At 38.5% G+C, this 22,377-nt stretch carries 24 protein-coding genes and 1 pseudogene; 20 read left to right on the forward strand and 5 right to left on the reverse strand.

Annotated features, from left to right (window positions below):
* Together AC1DOK_RS04785 and AC1DOK_RS04790 are read left to right on the forward strand one after the other, a co-directional pair.
* A pseudogene (locus AC1DOK_RS04785) lies at positions 1 to 260 on the forward strand (hypothetical protein); the annotation flags it as partial.
* 253 nt (positions 261 to 513) lie between these two features.
* A complete protein-coding gene (locus AC1DOK_RS04790; RefSeq protein ID WP_477553104.1) occupies positions 514 to 1,401 on the forward strand; it encodes a phosphotransferase in 888 nt (295 codons plus the stop codon).
* Positions 1,402 to 1,822: 421 nt separating this feature from the next.
* On the opposite strand, the gene AC1DOK_RS04795 is transcribed toward AC1DOK_RS04790, so the two are convergent.
* Complete coding sequence (locus AC1DOK_RS04795) at positions 1,823 to 2,812, reverse strand: helix-turn-helix domain-containing protein (RefSeq protein ID WP_477553105.1); 990 nt, start codon at positions 2,810 to 2,812, stop codon at positions 1,823 to 1,825.
* Positions 2,813 to 2,884: 72 nt separating this feature from the next.
* On the opposite strand from AC1DOK_RS04795, the gene AC1DOK_RS04800 reads away from it, so the two are divergent.
* From AC1DOK_RS04800 to AC1DOK_RS04825, 6 genes are all read left to right on the forward strand, one after another.
* Positions 2,885 to 4,972, forward strand: coding sequence for an alpha-galactosidase (locus AC1DOK_RS04800; RefSeq protein WP_477553106.1), 2,088 nt, complete (start codon positions 2,885 to 2,887; stop codon positions 4,970 to 4,972).
* Between the two features lie 196 nt (positions 4,973 to 5,168).
* Positions 5,169 to 6,164 (forward strand): phosphotransferase, encoded by a 996-nt coding sequence (locus AC1DOK_RS04805; RefSeq protein WP_477553107.1) that lies wholly within the window; start codon positions 5,169 to 5,171, stop codon positions 6,162 to 6,164.
* A 194-nt stretch (positions 6,165 to 6,358) separates the two neighbouring features.
* A complete protein-coding gene (locus AC1DOK_RS04810; RefSeq protein WP_477553108.1) occupies positions 6,359 to 6,841 on the forward strand; it encodes a DinB family protein in 483 nt (160 codons plus the stop codon).
* Positions 6,842 to 6,912: 71 nt separating this feature from the next.
* Entirely contained in the window at positions 6,913 to 7,680 is a 768-nt protein-coding gene (locus tag AC1DOK_RS04815) for a GNAT family N-acetyltransferase (RefSeq protein ID WP_477553109.1), read from the forward strand.
* Positions 7,681 to 7,864: 184 nt separating this feature from the next.
* Positions 7,865 to 8,398: an HAD family hydrolase gene (locus tag AC1DOK_RS04820; protein ID WP_477553110.1), complete on the forward strand. Its 534-nt coding sequence runs from the start codon at positions 7,865 to 7,867 to the stop codon at positions 8,396 to 8,398.
* Positions 8,399 to 8,409: 11 nt separating this feature from the next.
* The gene (locus AC1DOK_RS04825) at positions 8,410 to 8,841 is read left to right on the forward strand and encodes an ester cyclase (protein ID WP_477553111.1); all 432 of its coding nucleotides are present in this window, start codon (positions 8,410 to 8,412) and stop codon (positions 8,839 to 8,841) included.
* A 172-nt stretch (positions 8,842 to 9,013) separates the two neighbouring features.
* On the opposite strand, the gene AC1DOK_RS04830 is transcribed toward AC1DOK_RS04825, so the two are convergent.
* Positions 9,014 to 9,703 carry a helix-turn-helix transcriptional regulator gene (locus tag AC1DOK_RS04830; protein ID WP_477553112.1) on the reverse strand — a complete coding sequence of 230 codons (690 nt, stop codon included), beginning with the start codon at positions 9,701 to 9,703 and terminating at the stop codon, positions 9,014 to 9,016.
* 176 nt (positions 9,704 to 9,879) lie between these two features.
* On the opposite strand from AC1DOK_RS04830, the gene AC1DOK_RS04835 reads away from it, so the two are divergent.
* From AC1DOK_RS04835 to AC1DOK_RS04855, 5 genes are all read left to right on the forward strand, one after another.
* On the forward strand, positions 9,880 to 10,260 hold the full coding sequence (locus AC1DOK_RS04835; RefSeq protein ID WP_477553113.1) for a RidA family protein: 381 nt from the start codon (positions 9,880 to 9,882) through the stop codon (positions 10,258 to 10,260).
* 27 nt (positions 10,261 to 10,287) lie between these two features.
* Positions 10,288 to 11,583 carry an MFS transporter gene (locus AC1DOK_RS04840; RefSeq protein WP_477553114.1) on the forward strand — a complete coding sequence of 432 codons (1,296 nt, stop codon included), beginning with the start codon at positions 10,288 to 10,290 and terminating at the stop codon, positions 11,581 to 11,583.
* A 39-nt stretch (positions 11,584 to 11,622) separates the two neighbouring features.
* A complete protein-coding gene (locus tag AC1DOK_RS04845; protein ID WP_477553115.1) occupies positions 11,623 to 12,573 on the forward strand; it encodes a sugar phosphate isomerase/epimerase family protein in 951 nt (316 codons plus the stop codon).
* Positions 12,574 to 12,866: 293 nt separating this feature from the next.
* Complete coding sequence (locus AC1DOK_RS04850; RefSeq protein WP_477553116.1) at positions 12,867 to 13,901, forward strand: ABC transporter permease; 1,035 nt, start codon at positions 12,867 to 12,869, stop codon at positions 13,899 to 13,901.
* Position 13,902: 1 nt separating this feature from the next.
* The gene (locus AC1DOK_RS04855; protein ID WP_477553117.1) at positions 13,903 to 14,577 is read left to right on the forward strand and encodes an ABC transporter ATP-binding protein; all 675 of its coding nucleotides are present in this window, start codon (positions 13,903 to 13,905) and stop codon (positions 14,575 to 14,577) included.
* 155 nt (positions 14,578 to 14,732) lie between these two features.
* On the opposite strand, the gene AC1DOK_RS04860 is transcribed toward AC1DOK_RS04855, so the two are convergent.
* Together AC1DOK_RS04860 and AC1DOK_RS04865 are read right to left on the reverse strand one after the other, a co-directional pair.
* Positions 14,733 to 15,935, reverse strand: coding sequence for an MFS transporter (locus AC1DOK_RS04860; RefSeq protein ID WP_477553118.1), 1,203 nt, complete (start codon positions 15,933 to 15,935; stop codon positions 14,733 to 14,735).
* Between the two features lie 24 nt (positions 15,936 to 15,959).
* Positions 15,960 to 16,541: a TetR/AcrR family transcriptional regulator gene (locus AC1DOK_RS04865; RefSeq protein WP_477553119.1), complete on the reverse strand. Its 582-nt coding sequence runs from the start codon at positions 16,539 to 16,541 to the stop codon at positions 15,960 to 15,962.
* A gap of 200 nt (positions 16,542 to 16,741) precedes the next feature.
* Between AC1DOK_RS04865 and AC1DOK_RS04870 the strand changes: the two genes are divergently transcribed.
* The 7 genes from AC1DOK_RS04870 (at position 16,742) to AC1DOK_RS04900 (ending at position 21,348) form a co-directional block, all read left to right on the forward strand.
* Complete coding sequence (locus AC1DOK_RS04870; protein WP_477553120.1) at positions 16,742 to 17,320, forward strand: histidine phosphatase family protein; 579 nt, start codon at positions 16,742 to 16,744, stop codon at positions 17,318 to 17,320.
* A 5-nt stretch (positions 17,321 to 17,325) separates the two neighbouring features.
* Positions 17,326 to 17,715, forward strand: coding sequence for a hypothetical protein (locus AC1DOK_RS04875; protein WP_477553121.1), 390 nt, complete (start codon positions 17,326 to 17,328; stop codon positions 17,713 to 17,715).
* A 15-nt stretch (positions 17,716 to 17,730) separates the two neighbouring features.
* On the forward strand, positions 17,731 to 18,087 hold the full coding sequence (locus tag AC1DOK_RS04880) for a nuclear transport factor 2 family protein (RefSeq protein WP_477553122.1): 357 nt from the start codon (positions 17,731 to 17,733) through the stop codon (positions 18,085 to 18,087).
* Positions 18,088 to 18,368: 281 nt separating this feature from the next.
* Positions 18,369 to 19,349, forward strand: coding sequence for an aldo/keto reductase (locus AC1DOK_RS04885; RefSeq protein ID WP_477553123.1), 981 nt, complete (start codon positions 18,369 to 18,371; stop codon positions 19,347 to 19,349).
* 240 nt (positions 19,350 to 19,589) lie between these two features.
* Positions 19,590 to 20,258 (forward strand): carboxylesterase family protein, encoded by a 669-nt coding sequence (locus AC1DOK_RS04890; RefSeq protein WP_477553124.1) that lies wholly within the window; start codon positions 19,590 to 19,592, stop codon positions 20,256 to 20,258.
* Positions 20,259 to 20,287: 29 nt separating this feature from the next.
* Positions 20,288 to 21,037, forward strand: coding sequence for a DinB family protein (locus tag AC1DOK_RS04895; protein WP_477553125.1), 750 nt, complete (start codon positions 20,288 to 20,290; stop codon positions 21,035 to 21,037).
* Positions 21,038 to 21,060: 23 nt separating this feature from the next.
* On the forward strand, positions 21,061 to 21,348 hold the full coding sequence (locus tag AC1DOK_RS04900) for a hypothetical protein (protein ID WP_477553126.1): 288 nt from the start codon (positions 21,061 to 21,063) through the stop codon (positions 21,346 to 21,348).
* Positions 21,349 to 21,668: 320 nt separating this feature from the next.
* Here the strand turns inward: AC1DOK_RS04900 and AC1DOK_RS04905 are convergent, their stop codons facing one another.
* Positions 21,669 to 22,352, reverse strand: a complete 684-nt coding sequence (locus AC1DOK_RS04905; RefSeq protein WP_477553127.1) for a response regulator — start codon at positions 22,350 to 22,352, stop codon at positions 21,669 to 21,671.
* Positions 22,353 to 22,377 lie beyond the last annotated feature (25 nt).

The following is a 22,377-nucleotide window of genomic DNA, read 5'->3' on the forward strand; positions in this document are numbered from 1 at the left end:
CTTGCGCAATAGATGGCTTAGGTTGGGAACGATTAAGTTATGAACCACGCCAAGATTGGATTATTGGATGTTTAGAGCAGTTTAAGTTAATGATTAATGTCTTTGATATAGCTAGTATTAATATGAATAGCTACTTAGAATGGTCAGAGATTGAAGAGGATGATGATAATCCAACAATACCTGTCGGTTACCCAAAATGCGTGAAACATAATATCTACTTGTCATGCCATGGATGTATACTTTGTAATAATGGAAGCTAAATAACAATAACTTTTTCAGTATTTCGAAGAGGTCTGTAACATCATCTAACATTATATTCATGCTAAGGATCGGCAGGCCTATCCTTGGTCTGCCCGAGGCTTTTCTGAGAAGTGGAATCAGGCAGACAACCCTGCGAGGCTAAGTGGCGGAGCCACTCGGTCCTGGCGGACCTTAACCCTCTCGGATTCGTGAATACACAAACGTTATATGAAACCAATGCAAAGACTATAAAGCCAATAAGGAGAATAATGTATGATGCTTGAACCTACCATTCAGGAGATAAACAGAATATTTCAATTTAATAATGATGAAATTATTAAAATCCAAAGAAAGTCCGGAACAACTGATAGCCTTGTTTTAAGTTTGGAGTCCAAACAGGGCAATAGGTATATTTTGAAGAGTGATTACCCAAATCAAGTTCAATTAGTCGAACTGCTTTTGAATTCTTATAGCAACTCAGTGTTGTTGCCAAAAATCCTTTACACTGCTGATGATAAATCATATTTTATATACACGTTTATTAATGGTACAACCCATATTAATCGTGGAGCAAAGAAGTCCTGGTTATCATTATTTGTTAAAGAGCTGTTAAATAAATACAAGAAATATCAGGATGAAAGTATATGGGGGAGAATAGAATGTCCACGTCGATCTTGGAAGGAATTTAACGATATTGGTATAGAGGAAGCTAGAAGCAACATTGGAAATATATTAACAACCGAAGACTACAAATTTATTAAGTCACAAAGCCATAAATTGTTTGGAGAAGATCCAGAGCACGGGGGAAGATATTTATTGCACGGTGATACTGGGGTTCATAATTTTGTTTTCAATCAATCTAAATTAGTTGGAGTAATAGATCCATCACCAATGGTAGGTCCATTAATTTATGATTTTATGTATGCTTTTTGTTCTTCGCCAGATGATATTAATATTGACACTTTATATACAGCATTTAATTGTCTTGAACATGGATATATTGACAGATCAAGGTTAATTGATGAAGTGTCCGTACAATTATATTGTCGTGTAGGGCTAAGTGCAAAGCATCATCCAAATGATTTATCAGAATATATAAAAGCATGGGAGCATTGGAAAGGACTTTGTAAGCAACTCGATGAAGGCATTGGCATCATATAAACCGTATTCACGCTGCAGGGCTATCGCCCCTTGGTCTGCCCGAAGATAATTAGAGGGAGCGGAATCAGGCAGACAACCCTGCGAGGCTAAGTCTTCGATTTTGCACATAATGAAGTGTTGCAGTTTAGTTATAGATTGACAGAAGAAGGCAAAGAAAAAAGTATTACAGAATCTGATTTAAAACATTATGATCCATTAGAGTAGATTACTTAAGAATAAGTTAAATAAAATATATAAACAGATCACGATAGTATTTCGAAGGAGTCAGAGGCATTGGATAAACCAGCTAATCAAAGTCAACTCTATCATTAATAAATATGACAAGCATCATTTTGTTTTCATTTCAAATAACGAAAATAATCAGGAACGACCAGTTGCCAGGAACATGGACGGGTAAGGCATTAATGAAGCCCGGGGAAAGTTACCCCTTCTGTCTATTACGATAGTCTGAAGGAGACTTCCACATTATTTTTTTGAAAATTCGCGAAAAATAGTAAGGATCCTTGAACCCAAGTCGAATGCTAATCTCTTTAACGCTTTGCTCGGTTAAGTCAAGATGTTGGCAGGCTAGCTGTATTTTGAGTCGCAAATAGTAATCGATTGGCGAGTAGCCAGTCGTTTTTTTGAATAGATAAGAAAAGTGAGGAACAGAGAGATTAGCTCGTTCAGCTAACTCTTCCAAGGAGATATTCTTCTCCAAGTGTTCTGTCATGAACTGGAGTGAAAGTTCAATATCGTGTTTCTTATGTTGACTCAATTTATTGTTTAGCTGTTGCTGTGAGAATCGAATTAATCCTGCAAGATGACAGGCCAATTGTGAGACGTAAATAATCCGGTTTAACGAATATCCTCTCTCCAGAAGATCATAGCATTCATTAAAGAGCTCAATAATTTTGGTGGATTTCTCGACGGTTATATGGGTAGGCATAGCATGTTGATCGATGCCTTCAAAGAATGCAGATGCGTTCTCCCCCTTCATATGAAACCAATAAATAGTCCAAGGATTTGTCTTGGAAGAGGCATATTCGTGGGGCATATGTGCGGGAATAACCATGATTGATCCTTTATGCATGATTTGCTTCTTATGACCATTAAGGCTAACCCAGCCTTCTCCAGCGATACAGTAGATCACGATATGTGCTTCGCAGCCTGTGGGGCGCGCGTGATAATGTGTTATCATACGGGGGAAAAATCCAATGTCTGTAATATAGAGCGGTCGGATAAGCGGATGCATGGCACACTCAGAAATAATATTATCTGGAAGGATGATCAACTTTTCCGACAAGAAGCCGTCTTGTTTTTTTATAATATCCATGCTAATACTATGCTTTTCTCTACACCGTTTGTCAATTCCATAAGTGAGAATAATCATAATATAATCCATCATTCCATTATATATTGCATTGTTCAAGGGATATGCTTACTCTATAATAATTGAAAGCGCTTTATTTATAGATTTCAAAAGGAGGCATTTGAGTTCCATATGTCGATAAAAGTTTATCAAGATAAATATTTTCTACTTAACACGAAGCACACATCTTATGTACTATACGCCGATCAAAACCAATTGCTATGCAACATGTATTGGGGCAAGCGAATAGAACGAATCGAAGACTTCGTAGGGTCGGAATTGCAGAAGTATCACTGGTCTTTAAGCGTTCAAGAAAAGATGGAAGAATGCTCCTCCTTTGGAGGCATGCGATTTAAAGAGGCTTCGATGAAAGTCACCTTTGCCGATGGAGTCCGTGATTTTCGGTATAAGATCAATGAATATCGCGTGGAGGATAACCATCTTGTCATCGTTTTGGAAGATATCTATTATGCTTTGCGGGTTACCTTGCATTATCGTGTCTATGAAGAAGAGAACATTATTGAAAAATGGCGAGAAGCTGAAAATATCGGACAGGACAATATCGTTCTGGAACGGTTTTATTCCGCTGAATATGGGGTAGCCGGCACCGGATTTCAGACGATCAATTTTAACGGACATTGGAGCAGCGAATACCAGCAATGCAGTGAATCGATTGACTGTGGAAAAAAAGTGTATGAAAGTCTCTATGGACTGACAGCCCATAATGTGAATCCGTTTTTTGTTGTTCATCAAAATGCGAATGAAGATCAGGGCGATGTATATTACGGTGCCTTGCAATATTCCGGAAACTTTAAAACAGTCGTGGAAGCCGTTTCTACTGAGTATGTCAATATATTGACTGGAATTAGCGATACGGATTTTGAATGGGTATTGAAGCCAGGAGATACATTCAAGGCCCCATCTGTCTTTTCAGGATTTTCTTCAAATGGATTCACCGAGATGTCGAACACCCTTTCCACCTTCGCAAGAAAGCATGTAATGCCTAGGCCACTGGCGGATAAAGCGCTGCCGATCCTCTACAATTCATGGTACGCAACTTTTTTTGATGTGCGGTATGAGGATCAAATCAAATTGGCCGAAAAAGCGGCAAAGCTAGGTGTCGAGCTTTTTGTTATTGACGACGGTTGGTTTGAAGGGAGAGCAAACGATGAAGCGGGATTAGGCGATTGGTATGTCGATCGTGATAAATTTCCTGACGGATTGGAACCCCTCATCAAACGAGTGAATGAATTGGGCATGCAATTTGGGATTTGGATTGAACCGGAGATGGTAAATCCGAATAGCAATTTATATCGAAACCATCCGGATTGGATTTACCGGTATTCTACCCGAGAAGTTCTCATGGGAAGAAACCAATATATGCTGGATTTGACGAACAACGAGGTAATTGATTACTTGATCAATTGCTTTGACGCTTTATTATCCGAGAACAATATTGCCTACGTCAAATGGGATATGAATCGATATGCTGCGGAAATCGCATCTTCTTCTCAAGATCCCGGGGAATATAAGTCGATCTGGCATAAAAATACGCAAGGTGTGTATACGATTATTCAAACCTTAAGAAGATTGCATCCGACCGTTGAATTCGAGGCTTGTGCTTCAGGCGGCGGCAGAGTCGATTTTGGTGCGATGGCCTACTTTGACGAGTTTTGGCCAAGCGATAACACAGATCCTATGGACCGTCTTTTTATACAGGAGCATTATAGTTTAATTTACCCGATCAAATATATGCGTGCGTGGTTGACCGATGATAGCATGAACAATCGTACCATTCCGTTAAAGTTCAGTATGCATGCCGCAATGTGTGGATCTCTCGGTATAGGTACGAATTTGAATGAAATCGAAGAAGATAAGCTGATGCAGATCAAAGCGTATATCGATGAATATAAAACGATCAGGCAGGTCGTGCAGTTTGGTCATGTTTATCGGTTAAAATCGTTGAAAAACTCCGACATTCAAGCTGTCCAATACGTAAACGAGGATAGCAGTGCTTTGTTTGTCTTTCTAGATCATCAGCGATACGGAAAAAAATACTACTCCATTAAGCTGAAGGGATTGGAACCTTCCGCTATCTATCGCTATGAAATAGATGGAACGGAGTGGACGAAATCGGGAGCCTTTTTAATGAATAGAGGCATCGACGTTCAATTGGTCGGCGACTATGACAGTTTATTAGTTCGTTTTGAAAAAATATAAGCCTTGTCACGGACAAATCCGCAGAGCAGAAAAAGAAGCTACCCTATAGGATAGCTTCTTTTTGCTCGTCGAGTCGCAAATGATTCGAACGGGAGGGTAGCTCAATAATTTCGCGAATAAAATAACTATGGGAATTATTTACGAAGTTCGTAAATAAGACGTTAGGTGAAATTCAAACAAGATTGGAGAAAAATAAATGCCATTAAACGACAATCAATTATTAGAGATATTAAGGGATCAAGGTATTTCTGAAATTCTTGATATAAGAAGAACAGAGCATATTGATCGAGATCGGGCATCACTAAATAAAATTGATGTACAAACGAAAGACAATCGTGTCTTTCCATTATTAGAGAAAGACACGATATCTGAGTCTGATCCATACGAGAATATTATGTACAAGTACTACTCCAACAAGGATGTGTCCATTCCAAAGGTTTTTTACAATGAGTATGATCAACCTAGACATGAAGGTGTATTGTTGATGGAAGATTTGACTCCGACACATTGTAATATTGCTGACTGGGAAGTACCCATTGAGTCCAATAAAGTAATGACTATAATTGAAGTGATCTCACAATTTCATGCTGTCTCTTGGGGGAAGGAAGAGCTATCTACTCCTAGGCACTTGGAGAGTACGGAAGAATATTTAAAGCATATTGCTTATTTGGAGAAAGATTATCTTCATTTTAGAAAGTATCAACCGTTTAAACTTAGAGAAGACCAATTTGAAATATATGAGATGAGTCTACTTAATTTACGTGAGAACGCTCAAAGACACGTTGAACGTTTAAATAATAATCAAAATACTACTCTCATCCATGGTGACCTGAATGTGTGTAATATATTGTATCCATTAGTCGGTAATTCAAGGCCGTATATAATTGACCTTGAAGCAGTGAGGGTTGGACTTTGTACAGAAGACTTGGTCATGTTATTTATTCATGATTTATTTCATGGTGGGGAAGAGACCTTACGTATTTTTGAACTGTATTACCGTGCAATTTGTAGTAAGATCTCCAGCGAATATACTTACGATCAATTCGGAGAGGATATAAGAATATCATTGATGGAAGGAATCTTTTTCCCACTGAAGCTTTTTGTTCATAATGGCGTAAAGGACGAAGAACTAGTATTGAAATCAATAAATGCTTATAAGACTTTAATTTGGGATACTCGAGGAAGCGTTTGAACATCACCTAACATTGCATTACCACAGCGGTCGCTACGCTCCCTTGGTCACCAAGAGGATTTTCGTAGAAGTTGATTCAGGTGACACATCCAACCGGCTAAGTGGCAAAGCCACCCGGACCGTCGGTGCTTAAGCCGACTGGACGTCGGTAATGCGCGAACGTTATCCGAAAGAACCGAAAGAGAGGATGATTCTTGATTAACAACAAGGCATTATTATTAGATCAATTAGCTGCTTGTTATAACGATAGAAGTTGGTTTATACCCTTACAAGAAATATTAAATAATTTGTCGGTAACACAAGCTGCTTGGCAGAATGAGAGAGCGGAATCAATTTGGGCGATTGTGAATCATCTTATATTTTGGAATGAGGCATGGTTGAAGAGATTTATTGAGGAAGAAATTACTGCAGATAAGAACATAAATAACGATGATACATTTTATGTAGATCCACTTCTCATCAATGAAGAAGAATGGAATGAAACAAAACATCGGATAGCTGCTAGTTTTATTAATTGGATCAAAGCAGTAGAGGAAAGTGATGAATTCAGACTCAATCGTGAGATACCCTCTTATTTTAATGCACCTTGGTGGGGGGTTGTTTCCAATTTGTGTATTCACAATGTGTATCATATAGGTCAAATCATGTTATTAAAAAACAAATGCCAAGAGAAATAAATTAGAATGTAATTTCCAAGAAGTCGGTTCTTTCGGATAACACCGTAATAATGTAATAAAGTGAGGGTAACATGAAGACTCAAATAATAAATGCCGAATTAATGTACACTAAATTATTTTCTCAAAGTTATGAAGAAGAAAATCTTATCAGATTTTGGGATGATGAAATTCCGGATATGTATACTCATAATTTTACTCTAGTGAAAAACTACAGTGAAAATCTTGAAGAAATAATTTCTAATGAACTTACTTTGCGTAAAGAACAAAATAAGAGTTTTTTAAGAATAGAAATGAATTTTGATATAGATGAAAAGATATTTGGTGAATTGCATGTCAAACCTGAAACGACCATTTACGATTACATGTATATTAAAACAGATCGTTTTAAAAACATTGGTGGAAATAGTGACTGTGTTATAAAGCAAGCCATTAGTGATGAAGTGATTTTGGATGGTAGAAACATCGATGTATTAGCGAATGAAGATTCAATGGGACAGGATTTTGCGAGAAGAAGAATTGAGCGTAAATTAAAAGTATACCAAATGTCTAATCAACCTCTAGATTTATACGTTTGTTATCATAAAGACATACCAATTGGGAACTGTGAATTAATGACTTTACAAAACATAGCCAAAATTGAAGATTTCGATATACTAAAAGAATATCAGAGGAGAGGTTTTGGCAGTAAAGTCATCAAATATTTGCTGCAAAGAGCAGAAAATCAAAATGTGAAACATGCATATTTAATTACAGATAGTTCAGACACTGCTAAAGAAATGTATAAGAAATGTGGATTTGAAAAAATAGGTGTTAAAACAGAGTTGCAATTTCGATTATAATAATTGAATGCAAAGTTGTTTTGAAAAAGAAGTTGAAGTGATGATTAATAATAAGAGGGTGGTGAATTCCAGTGAAGGAATTGAAACACATAAAAGCAATTTTATTTGAATCTGGACGAGTATTGAACCATCCTACGTCAGGCCATTGGTTTATCTCGCCAAATTTCTATAGTTTTGTCAATATATGAACGAAAACCCTTTGATATTAACTAAAACAGAAGAGTACAAACACTTTGTACAATTTTATACAATCGTTTCTAACGAATTATCATCGCTTGAACTTAATAGAGAACAAATTGAAGGATTAGCTTATGATACTGTTTTTAACGACGATAAATTTAAGTTTTACCAAGACGCTTTTGAGGTAATACCGGAGCTTTCCAATGATTATTTGTTAGGGATTGTATCGGATACTTGGCCGTCGCTAGATCGTGTATTTAGGAATGTTGGGTTAAGAAACTATTTTTCAACCTTTGTCATGTCTTCAATCTTAGGTGTTTTAAAGCCTCATGAATTAATGTTTCAAGCAGCTCTAACTGAATTAAATGTCAAACCAGAAGAAACTTTATTTGTTGACGATAATATCAGTAATCTCGAGGGAGCTAAAGCATTAGGGTTACATACTATTTGGTTATTAAGAGGTAGAGAAAATGCAAACGATTCAGAGCATATATTCATCAATAATCTAAAGAGTTTGCAAGAAATATTACAAAGCTAGGAGGAATCACTATGACAGCAGAAAAAGTAGTGCGACAGTTTTTTGAGAAGGTTCGTTCTGGGCAAGAACTGGATGCGGCCCACAGTTTGATGGCGGAGAGTGTTCTAGCACATCAGATTACTTCGGAAAATGAGGTGACCGTTGAACGGTCTCCAGCCAATTATGCAGATCATGTTCGTGAAATGGTTGGAGCTTACGGAGCATTCAGTTTAACTATACAAGAGTTTTTAGTACAAAATGATCGAGTTTATGTACGTTGGAAACAATCCGGAGTTCATATTGGAGAAGTAGACGGTTTTTCACCAACTAATAAACCAGTTGTAGAAATCGCAAGTGCCGTCTATCGTGTTGAAAATGAGAAAATCGTAGAATATTGGATACAGATTGACCGTGAAGGAATCCGTATTCAGATGGAGCATAATAAGGAATCATTCATTCAATAACAAGTTAATGGCTGAAAACAACAATCGAGCAGAACATTATTAAATGTTTGAGGTGAGTTGAATCAGGCGGACACATCCGCACCGACTAACCGCATTGCGGTCGGCACCTGACGGTGCCCTTAAGTCGGTGGGACGTCGTGATCCGGATTTCGTGGTGCCACCTTAGATTTCGTTATTTTATTTTATTCAAGTATCTGTAGATCGTCGCTTCGGAAGCTTCCAAATGTTTGGCAACCTCGCTTACTCCACCTTTGAGCAGAAATACCCCTTTTTCGTTAAGCTTTCTAACGACATCGATTTTCTCTTTAGGAGACATTCGCTCAGGCGCGATTTCGCTCTCGGATAATACTCCTTTAATCAATGATAAGAGGAGATCTTCGATGTTGTCCTCGAAGCTTTCCAGTACGTTAAGATCCAAAGCCGATTTGTGCTTCTCCGTATGATTAGGTTCGTCGTTAGCAGTAATGGTTAAATTGGTAAGCATAATAGCATCATCAATAACGCTTTGGGCCTTGATAAGATCGGATAGGTCGACGTTCACGCAGACCATGCCGATGATTTCATTATGTTCATCCTTTATAAAATAACTCGAAGAACGAAAAGGCTTCTTGCTTTTGCCGAAACTTTCATAATTGCAGATAAAATGTTTATCTTTATAGTTTTTGTCCTTCAATACTTTTAATGCAAGGTCCGTGATTGGACCGTTCACTTTTCTGCCGCTAATATGTCCATTAACAATCTCAACGATAGAGTTGTCCGGCTTCGTCACATCGTGCAAAACAACCTCGCAATTCTTACCCATGATTTCACCAATAAAATGAACAACCGGGATATACTTCGTGAGCTTATCTGAATCTTCCATTCATACCACCCCTTTATCTGCCATTTCTCATATTTTGAGTCTAACAATAAAAAATTATTATTTCAATGATAATTTCTCAAAAAAGTATTGTAATTATGAGAAACATGTATTAAAATAAAATCATCGTAATAATAAATTATCATTATGATAATTATTCCATATTAGGAGGACATCACATGCATACAACAATTTCAACCCAGAATGCCCCAGGAGCTATCGGACCTTATTCTCAGGGTGCTAAAATCGGAAACCTTATTTTCGTATCAGGCCAACTTCCGATCAATCCTCAAACGAATGAAATGCCTGAATCCGTCGAAGAACAAGCAAAACAATCGCTCGAGAATGTAAAAGCCATTTTAGAGGCAGCGGGCAGTAATTTGAAGAACGTTGTGAAGACGATTATCTTTTTGAAAGATATGAATACGTTTGCAAAGGTAAATGAAGTTTACTCTTCGTATTTTGATGGCAACTATCCAGCACGAAGCACCATTGAAGTTGCACGTCTGCCAAAGGATGCATTGGTAGAAATTGAAGTAACAGCTTTTATTGAAGAATAAGAAGTTGGGGAAGGGAATGAGTAGAAAATGAAATCGAAAAGTGTTGTGACAAAAAAATGGTTGACGCTTGCCGTACTCATTCTGGGCGGGGGGACAATTTTTAAATTACCATATTTAAAAGACGCGTTTTATATTCCGATGATGGAATATTTCCATCTGACACATACGCAAATCGGTTTCACAATGTCCGTCTATGCCCTTGTTCAAACCTTTGGTTACATCACATCGATGTACATCACAGATCGGTTTTCCAAGAAAAAGCTGCTCCCAATCGCCTTGGGTGGAGTAGGGCTACTCGGATTTTACATGACAACGTTTCCAGGGTATTATGAAATTTTGATATTATGGGCGCTTTTCGCTTTGTTTGCAGAACTCGCTTTCTGGCCCGTTCTGATCAAAACGGTAAGATTGCTCGGGGACAGCAATGAGCAGGGCAGAATGTTCGGCTTCCTGGAAGCAGGAAGAGGGATCGTAGATACGATTGTAGCGTTTGCTGCGCTTGGTATTTTCCAATGGATGGGGGCAAATGCTGCGGGCTTAAAAGGTGCCATCATTTTCTTCTCTGTTACGGCGATTGTAACCGCTATCATATCGTACTTCCTTATTGAAGACGACGTCATTAATGATACAGACGAGCATGGCAATAAAATCAATCGAAGCAAAATGGCGTTTGATGGAGCCCTAAAAGCCCTCAAAATGCCTGAAATATGGGTAGTCTCATTTACGATCTTCTCCGTATACTCCATTTATATCGGACTTACGTATTTCATACCGTTCCTGAAAGATATTTACGGAATGCCTGTTGCGCTGGTCGGGGCGTACGGGATTATCAACCAATACTGCTTGAAAATGGTCGGCGGACCTATTGGTGGTTTCCTGGCTGATAAAACTTTCAAATCTCCGTCCAAATATTTAAGAGTAACTTTTGTGTTCGCTATTATCGGCATGATCATCTTTATGTGGCTTCCGCATGAATCTATGAATATCTATGTAGGTATGACGTTTACACTCTGTTATGGCGCGATTATTTTCTCACAAAGAGCCGTGTTCTTCGCGCCGATCGAAGAGGTTGGCATCCCTCGGGAAATTAGCGGTGCGGCGGTATCCATTGCTTGTATGATTGGTTATCTTCCATCCATGTTCGCCTTTACGCTGTATGGAAATATGCTAGATAGCACACCGGGGATTGATGGATACAAACATGTGTTTATGACCATGATTGGGTTTGCCGTGTTAGGTTTAATCGTCAGCAGTTACTTAGTAAGAATCGTTAAGAAGAAAAGAGCGCAAGAACAAGCTCAAGAACAAGCTCAAGTTCAGTAGTTTATCATAAAAAAACCAGAATGTATGGAGGAGAGACATATGAAAATCGGTTTGGAAACAGAAAGCTATCACTTGCACTTTATCACAGGTAGAATGGATATTTTTAAATTTATTCAAAAGAGTGCAGAGCTCGGGCTAGACGGGGTTATGATCAACATCGTGAAATGGCCGGGACTACCTGGATGGGGAACACTGGAATCGTTCGAGCCTGAATACCTGAAAAGAGTGAAGGCTGAAATCCAGAAATACGGATTTTTCGCTGAGATCGATACGAATGGTACGGACCCGGATCACTTGTCGCAAGTGATTGAAGTTGCTCATCAAATCGGAGCGGATGTCATCCGGACATACACTTGTATGGGCGAATACGACGCTGCACGGATGGCTGAAGCACCTACAAACATTAAGAAAATTGTTCCTTTGCTGCAACAATACAGAATTAAGCTTGCCGTGGAAAACCATGAGGAAGAGCTAGCGGATGAGGTTATCCAAATCATTGAGGAAGTGAACAGTCCTTGGGTTGGCGCTCATTGCGATCTCGGGAATGGCATGATGGCGTGGGAGGATCCGGTTGATGCTGTGACCAAGTTGGCACCGTACGCATACACCACCCATTTTAAAGACCATATCATCGTTCATGACGGAGAAGACTATAGAGTATGCGGTGTTCCTGCGGGAACGGGCAACATCGATTTGGATCAACTGTTCAAAATCCTTGTGGAGAAATCTACGTTGACTCGAATCAACGTAGAAATGTGTTTCCCATACGCTATCCATTTCAAAAGAGAGCCGGGTGCTGGCGGCGTGTCCAAAGTCGGTGAAGGAGCATTTAAAGTCGAGGAGCCACCTTATGACTTGTCCGTGATTAAGCCGCTAGATTATTATTACCCGCCGCAAGAGCTAATGGAGCAAATGCTTGAAGACCAAGCAAGAGGCGTGGAGCAATCCGTCAAACATGCGCTGGCTTTGAGAGATAAGTATTGCCGGTAAACGCTGGCTAAAGATTCGTGTAAGTTGCAGTAACCGTATAAAGGCTTTAGGAGAGAGGGACGTTGCACTATGCGACGTCCCTCTTTTTTGGTTTCTACAAACGTGGGAACCCCTATTTCCACGAATCATCCCTCCAAAAAATAAAGAACTGATTTGATTTTAACCTTTCCTGTGGTAAAGAAAAATCGCTATGACAAAAATCACGATTATCCGCAAATGTAATTTTCCGTTCATACTCCGTTCATAGAACAAGCATATACTCATGTTGCAACAAAGAAATGGAGGGTTTTTTCATGAATATGGCATGGAAAGAAATGAAGAAGAGTAAAGCGAAGTTTATTATATTAGGGTCTATTATATTCCTTGTAAGTTTTCTAACGTTTATTATTTCGGGATTAACCAATGGATTGTCCCAAGATAATGCGGCGTTGATCAAGGATATGCCTCAAGGTTATTTCTATATGAATACCGATGCGAAAGCAACGTATAATCTTTCCAAAATCGATCCAAAGGTGCAAGACCAAGTGTTACAGGAAAACAAGGATGCCGCAGCATTTTCCATTCAAATGGGCTTTGTGAACGATGCAGAGGACAAGCAGCATACCGTAGCGTTCGTGACTTCAACGGATTCCCCGTTATTCGAAAAAGTTGGTCCGGGAGAAATCGTGTTAGACCGTTCCTTGGAGAAGGATGGCATTAAAGTCGGGGATATACTCACAAATAATCAGTTCAACGGCGAATTCAAAGTCGTCAAATTCGTGGATCAGAAGAAATACAGCCACGCCCCTGTCGCTTATATTAACATGGATAACTATAAAGAGATTTACCGTGCGAAGGGCTTGCAGTTGATGTTCATCCCTGGACAAGATACAGCACCGACGATCACGGGATTACAATCCTTTTCAAATAACGAGTTTCTTAACACCATCTCAAGCTACAAGGCAGAGAACATGTCGCTTAATATGATCATTTGGTTCTTGGTTGCCATCAGCGGCTTGTTGTTCGCGATTTTCTTCTACATGATGAATGTGCAGAAAATTGGGTTATACGGCATCTTGAAAGCGATCGGAGTAAAAACAGGTACGCTATTCCGTATGATGTGGGCTCAAATGTTCTTCATCACCATCATCGCATTGGTCTTGTCCGTAGCATTAAGCCTAGGCTTTAACATGATCGCACCAAAAGGAATGCCGTTTAGTCTGACATTAGAAGGGACGATGCTATTATCCATACTTTTCTTAGTCATCGGATTTATCGGCGCTACCCTCTCTGGCCTACAGATTCGGAAAGTGGAACCTTTACAAGCTATTCAACAAGGAGACATGTAATATGACAACCTTCACAATACAAGACGTTACCAAATCATTTACTAATGGCGAAGTTACAGAGCAAGTACTCAACGGAATCAACCTTTCCCTGAAAAAAGGTGAACTCACGGCTCTCGTGGGTGCTTCCGGCTCCGGAAAAAGCACGCTGCTCACCATAGCTGCCGGCCTTCAACGCGCTTCCGATGGGCAGGTGCAATTCGAAGGGAACAACATGGCCGCGATGACGCAGGAGGAGATCCGAAAGATACGTGCAAGCAAATTTGGATTTGTATTCCAATCTGCTCATCTGGTACCGTTCCTTACCGTAGAAGACCAGCTCATGCTAATGCTCGACGTCTCAGAGTCCAAAATGAATAAACGCGAGCAAAAGGAAGAAGTCGCCAAGATTCTCAAATTAGTCGGAATGGATCATCGCAAGGACGCTTATCCCGCTTCCTTATCCGGTGGGGAAAAACAACGGGTTGCTATCGCTCGCGCCATCATCCACAAGCCTAAAATCCTGTTCGCGGATGAGCCAACGGCAAGTCTGGACTCAAAGCGTTCACGGGATGTGATGACGCTCATCCGTGAGCTGACCAAGACACTCAACCTCACAACCTTGATGGTCACCCATGATGAAGAAATGCTCCCTTATGCGGATCATATCATTACCATGAAAGATGGATTGATTGTATAATAAAGAGGAAGTCGTATATTCATCATGACGAATATACGACTTCCTTTTTCTTTGGCTATACGATTCTCATTCTAAAAGTACTAATATAGTGTTCACTGCAGAAAAAAAGAAGTAGTGCCCATCTTACAAGCACTACCTCCCTACGTTCTTCTAAATTATTTAGCTAAGCTACTAGCTGATTGTTTTTCTTTCCACATCACGGTAATGCCTAGACCGATGAACATAATGACTGCAGCAAAAAGATATGGATAGTTGATGTTTACATCAAATAATATTCCAGCTAATGCGGGTCCGACGATATTACCCAAGCTTGTGTAGGTTGAATTCATGCCAGCGATAAATCCTTGTTCCTTTTCCGCAGTTTTGGATAAATAGGTCGTTAAAGCTGGTCGCAGCAAGTCAAATGCAAGAAAGATGAAGCAAGTTACTAACAATACAGCAAAGTAGCTAGAGATCATAGTGGATGCTACGGCGAATCCTACACCAGCAATTAAACACAACTGGATGAGTTTCTTCTCACCGAGTTTATCTACCATTTTGCCGAACATAAAGACCTGTACAACAACCCCGAAGATCGAGCTTATTGTAATAATGGTTGCGATGTCCCTTGGTGTGAAGCCGAATTTATGATCAGAAAATAGGCTGAATACAGTTTCATATGCTGATAAACCAAAGGCTAATACGAATACAATAATAAAGGCAATAAAGTACATGGGATGAAGCGAACGTTTAATATCACTAATAAAGCTGGTTTGTTTTTTAAGTTGAGTAATTTCCTTAAGCTGCGCTTTGGTTAGCGGCTCTTTTAAAATAAATATCGATGAAATACAAGTTATTAACGCAAAGCCTGCCGCAAAATAGAAGGGCGCACGTATACCAAGCTCAGCAATAAAGCCACCGATACCTGGGCCAATAATAAAACCGAGACTAATGGCGGCAGAAATATAACCCATTGCTTTAGATCGTTCTTCTACAGAAGTAATATCGGCAACATAGGCTGTAACGCCCGGCATAATAAATGCAGCACTAATCCCTCCTAGAATCCTGGATAAATATAGAACGGATACATTCGTGCCTAAACCAAAGATCAGTTCTGAAAGGCTAAAAAGGAATAAACCGATGATGATCATTTTCTTTCTACCATGAGTGTCAATCCATCGTCCTGCAAGGGGAGACATGAGTAGTTGCGAGAACGCAAATATGGCCATGAGATAGCCCATTGTTTGGCCTGATAAATGCATGATATTCATAAATGATGGCATGACCGGGACGATGAGTCCAACTCCTAGAAAAACAATGAATATATTACTTAGTAGGATGAGTAAGACTGTTTTTTGTTCTCTTAATGGTTTCTTCATGAAATAATACCTCTCTCTGGAAAATCATAGCTGTGAAATACCTCTCCAAAATACGGTCCATGAAGCATTTAGTTTATCGTTTAATCGTTGTTCGTCATTTCCATATGCAAGCTCTAGCATGATCGAATCAGCTACGCCTAAGAAAGCTAGAGTAGGGATGATCGCTGCATCTTCTACGATGACTTTGGCATCGATCCAATCTTGAAACTTGCTTTCAAGTACGGTTTGAATGGTTTGCTCCGTATCGATTACTTCTGTATCAATGGCTTTTGCAAGATGGATAGGTGGAAAAAAAGACATACGCAGCCAAAATTTTAACTGCTCGTTCTTTTGAAATAGATCAATGACTAAATGCAGATATCCTAATAAACCATCTTTTGGATTCTGGGTATCAACTTGACTTAAGTAATTCAGTTTGGATGATAATTCTGCCTCTTTGGCATCGTGTAAAACTTGTAGAAAGAGATCATCTTTCCCTTTGAAATGAGCATAGAGGGATTGTTTTTTCATGCCGACTTTCTCGGCAATTTGAGACAGAGATGCTCCCTCATAGCCATGAATTGTAAAATACTTCAAAGCGATGTTTTTAATTTCTTCACTTTTCAATAGATCACCTCGATATTAACGAACGTTCGTCAGTTATACTAACAAATTTAAGTTCTTGATGCAAGTGTAAATAGAAGTAATGTTAATGCTTGTCTTCAAATTTATTTCATTCATATACAGTGACTAATAGCTATGCTATGGTGATGAATATGAGGGAATATAAGAGCTGTGGTAAATGGAAGTAACTCAAGGAGGGTTCTATGAAGACAATTGTTTATATGGTTAGACATGCTGAGTCACCCTATACAGAAGGAAATGAAAGAACGAGGGGACTTACGGATAATGGCAAGTTAAAAGCTATAACAATAACCGAAATATTAAAAGACGAGGGCATTGATGCTATTTTATCAAGTCCTTATGCCCGAGCAATTCTATCATTAGATGGCTTAGCTGAGCAGTTAGATCTAGAAATAAAGACATATGAAGATCTTAGAGAAAGGCATTTCACAGGGGAAGACTACATCATTTCTTATGAAGAGGTTATATCCTCTATTAAGAAGAATTTCGATGACTACAACTTTGCTTTACCAGGGGGAGAGTCTAACTCCGTTTGCCAAAATAGATCGGTAGAGGTTTTGAAAAAGATTTTAGAAGAATACAAGGGGAAGAAAATTGCTATTGGCACTCATGGGAATGTAATGACATTGATGATGAATTATTACGATTCCAAATATGGTTTGGAATTTTTGAATCAAACTAAGAAACCTGACATTTATAAACTTGAATTTGAAGGCCAAGAATTAATAGAAGTCACAAGATTATGGGATGAAAAGAGTTAACGAGTATGTTTCTACATAAATTAGTTAAAAACGTATTCAATGCAATCTTATTATCGATTCCTTATTATTTTGTATTTCAATACTTTGCTCAAGGGGTACTGGATATTAAGGCGATTGTCACTATTGCAGTTGTGTATATTTACATACAACATACCAAAGCAGGATTGAAAGAGACAGAAGTAGCGAAAGAATCATTTGTAAAGAAGTATATAGTAAATCCCTTATTTGCAACGATATTTTTATATGTATTATTAATAGTAAATCTATTATTTAGAAAAATTGAGATAAACTACATTGAACTTATAGTCGGATTTTTCTTGGTCTTTGTATATTATTTAGTGATTTTTTCAATATATTTTTTCTTGAAGAGAGTAAAACAAAAGGGGAATGTATGAGGTGATTGGGATATTATGGATTCTGTTATGCTAGAAAAGCATATTCTTCATCTTGAAGAACAAGTGATGCAGTATGATGTTCAGAAGATCGCAATGTTGCTTGCGGACGATTTTCTGGAAATTGGAAGCTCCGGAAATTCATACACGAAACAGAACCAACTTGATGCTGCCAGCATTGGCATTAATGCGAGCATTAAACACACTGTGACCGATTTCAAAATCAAAGAACTATCGACAGATCTAGTATTAGCAACGTATCAAACATTTAGACATCATGATAGCAAGCGTGCGTTGCGTAGTTCTATATGGAGAAAGAATACAGACACTTGGCAGATGGTATTCCATCAAGGAACACCTACAAGAGAAGACTAAGTAATTATTCTACAAGCATTCATAGCAATCCACTAGCATGTTCCCACTATAACCTTGATTGAGGCACTATAGTCAAGTATACTTTTCTAATATAAATATCCTAATACAAACACAATTAGTTTATGGACATATTTAACAAACGATAAGACTTAGCGAAAATAAAGATGCCTTCTTTACTTTGGCATCTTTTTCGTTAATTACTTTGGTCCCTAAAAAGGACGCTGCACGCGTTTCTGCTCTACATATATGAAAAGGTACTTAATCGACAGGAGGTATGTATGGTGCAATTGATACCATTACAACAACGAGGAATTACAACAGCTAGCCGATTAGTTCAAGGATGCATGGGATTTGGCGGTGGTTGGAATCAGAATCCATTAACGCAAGAGGATGTGCTTCATGCTGAAAAGGCGGTAGATGCTGCACGTTCAATCGGGATTACGATGTTCGATCATGCGAATATTTATACGATGGGGAAGGCTGAGGAGGCTTTTGGGCGTATTCTGCAAGCATCTCCAAGTATGCGTGAACAAATCATCATTCAATCTAAGTGTGGTATTCGATTCGGAGAAGGCAGCATTCCAGGGCGTTATGATTTTTCCAAATCTCATATTCTTGAAGCAGTTGATGGCATTCTAAATAGGTTAAATACAGACTATCTAGATATACTTCTATTGCATCGCCCCGACCCTCTAATGGAGCCTGAAGAGGTTGCAGAAGCTTTCGGTTACTTGAAATCATCTGGTAAAGTGCGTTATTTTGGCGTGTCGAACATGAGTGTTGCACAGATCAAGTTTCTAGGGCAGGCGATTCCAGACCAGTTAATGGTGAATCAGCTTGAAATGAGCTTATCTCGGCTTGATTGGCTTGATCAAGGAATATACGTAAATCAAGATGCAGGCAGAACTGTCAATTTCTCTGATGGTCTTATTGAATACTGTCAGATGGAGAAAATTCAAATCCAAGCTTGGGCCTCACTTGCTCAGGGCAAATTTACTGGGCGGTCAGTTGATAGCGAACCTGCTCATATTCAGAAGACTGCGGATTTAGTGAATCAAATGGCTGCTGAGAAAGAAACAACCCTAGAAGCGATCGTACTTGGCTGGTTAATGAGGCATCCTGCTAGAATTCAGCCTGTGATTGGAACTTCCAATGCAGAGCGGATTATTGCCTGCAAGGATGCAGAACGGCAGTCTCAGCTTATGACTCGGGAAGAATGGTATACACTCTATGTAAGCTCTAAAGGAATCAATCTTCCGTAATTTTCTGTAAAAAAACTCCCCATTCTTAACCATTTATTCCTCTCCACTTGGAGAGGATGTCGGCTAATTGTGGGGAATTTTTGGATCAAACTAAGAACCTGACATTAATTTTGCGAGTGTACCGAAGATGGCTTTGACAACGGATAACAACGTAATATCACTACGGTGATACCAATCAACTTCAAGGAGCTTAACAATGGATAAAGTGAAATTAATAAATCTTGTAAGGAGGATTAGATTATGACTATTACTGATGATGTTTTTAATGAAAAAATAACTATAAAGACTAATATTGGATACAAGTTGTATATTCCTAATCAATATGAATCAAGCGAAAGTTGGCCTTTAATTCTGTTTCTTCACGGAATAAAGAAGCGAGGTAATGATATTAACCAATTGGATAACTATGGCCTTATTAGACACGCTGAGGCGAGTGGAGATTTTCCTTTCTTTGTGTTGGCGCCTCAATGTCCTTCATTATCATCTTGGCCTGTAGTTAGACACGAAATAATAGCTCTATTAAAACAAATCATGTCTGAATATAGTATCAATAAGAAGCAAGTTTATGTAACAGGATTTAGCATGGGAGGAATAGGAGTTTGGGATTTGGCAACTTGGACGTCTGATATCTTTGCTGCAGCTGTACCAATTGCTGGTCGGTATGAAAGGGAAGCAGCTCAATTAATAGATATACCTGTATGGGCATTTCACGGAGAGGAAGACGATATTGTCCCAATTGCCGGATCAATTGACATGGTCACAGCCTTGCAAGAAGCTGGCAAAGAAATAAACTTTACACGTTATCCTGGAATGAAACATGAGCAAGAAGTTATGTATATGACTTACTCAAATCCTGAGTTATATAGTTGGCTATTAAGTATACAACTTCAAGAGATTACAAAACTTTAAATTTTAATCATCTAAAGGATGGAACTAATATGGATTTGAAACAAAGAAAGGTATGGAATGAAAATCACAAGAAATTAACGAGTATAATTCTAAATCCTACTGAACATGAAACTGTAATTAAACTATTTTTAAGTCAACATGCTTTATTGTATTCTTCCAGAATGGATAATACTTCAGCTATTACTCTAGAGGATGAATTATTAAAAGATATTAGAGAAGAAACTCTTCGCACTTGTCCAGCCGCATCCCCAGATACCAAAAACTCTATTCTATGGCACCTTTGGCATATTGCTAGAATTGAAGATATGACGATGAATACTCTGGTAAGTAATAATGAACAGATCCTGTATTCTGGTGATTGGGTCAAAGAACTGAAGATTGTTTATACGCATTCTGGAAATGGGATGACAGAGGAAGAAGTAAAAGATCTAAGTGTAAATATAGATATTAATGCCTTACTAGCATATCGACTTGAAGTCGGACGAAGAACGCAAGAAGTAATAAAGTCGATACAACCAGGCCAGTTTAAACAAAAAGTAGAATCTATACAACTAAATAAACTAGTGAGTCAAGGAGATATTAAAGAAAATGCTACTTGGTTAGCTGATTATTGGAGTAAAAAGAACATTGCTGGTTTAATATTAATGCCTGCCACAAGACATAACTTTCTCCACCTGAATAAATCAATACGTATTAAAAATAAACTGAACATTCAACCAAATGAAGAAGTTATACTAAATGCTTTTGCACCTGAAGAAATGGATGAAGGGAATAACTAATACTAAATTTGGAGGTTGTTATGATGAGCCGGAGAACGACTGGAACAATCTTTATTATGATATCGGCATTTTTGTATGGGGTTAGATATTTGAGTGCTGCTATTTTTGGTTCAGGGCTTAATTCTTGGGATGAAAATTTATTTGATTTAATGTTAAACGCCATAGGCAATGGACCACTTATAGCAAGTATTGTGGCTTTAATAATTGGGATCGTATTTCTCATTTGGGCTGAGAGTAAAGGAATAAAAAAAGTGTTAGCTGCCATTGATAAACAAACAATTGAAAACCAAAATGATTCGAAAAGTGAATAGGTAATTCATTTGGCTGAGGATTTCTGGAAAGCAAATCAAACATGTGAAATGAGGAAAAAAATATGGGGTTTTCTATTGGCGTGATGTTAATTCAACTAATTTATTTAGGACTAATAGGCTTCTGTATATATTGCCTTGTCCTATTTGTTAAGGTAGCAAAAAGATTGATTGTTGCCCTAGATATTTATATTAACGAGAAAAAGAATAATCAATGAACTTTTTTTTATGGATATGATCTCAGAGATGAGGATTAGGGAAGCAAGGATCGATGACAGCTTACAACATTAAATTCTGCAAAAAAAGCTGCAACCAAACGATGGCTACAGCTTCTTCAATACCTCAAATATTCTCATTTCATTGACTGCCTTTACGACTTCGGCAGACCTTTTCATGTTGAACTTTTTTAAAATATGGTTGATTTGTTTTTTAACTGTTTCAGATTCGACGATGCGTTCTTCTGCGATTTGTTTTCTCGTTTTGTTCTCGCACAGAAGCTTCAGAACATGCAATTCACTTGGCGTCAACTCAGATATTATTTGGATCATATAAATCATGCTGCTCTCCGTATTTTTGATGCGTACGAACTCTTCGCGTATTTTTTGAGCAATCATGGGTCGAATTGGGGAGCGGTCAGCGTAAGCCGAGCGAATCGCATCAATGATCTCTTCCTTAGGTGCTGATTTAAGCAAATAGTCGATAATTCCCGTTTGGAAGGCTGCAAAAATAATATTATCATCTTTATGTACCGTTATAACAATAATCTTAATATAAGGGAACTTTTCGAAAATTTGTTTGGCAGCGTTTATACCAGCAAGCTTGTCTTCCATTTCAATATCCATCAGAACGATATCGGGCTGATGGATTTCCGCTTGTTTGACGGCTTCTTCGCCGGATTGTGCCGATGCGATGCACTTCATGTCTTCACAGCTTTCGATGAGTCGTTCGAGCCGACGTCGATGTGCTTCCATATCATCTACGACAAGGATGTTTATGGGCTTATTCATAGATACTTCACCTCAATAGAATCAT

This window comes from Paenibacillus sp. P5_B5 (assembly GCF_056400365.1).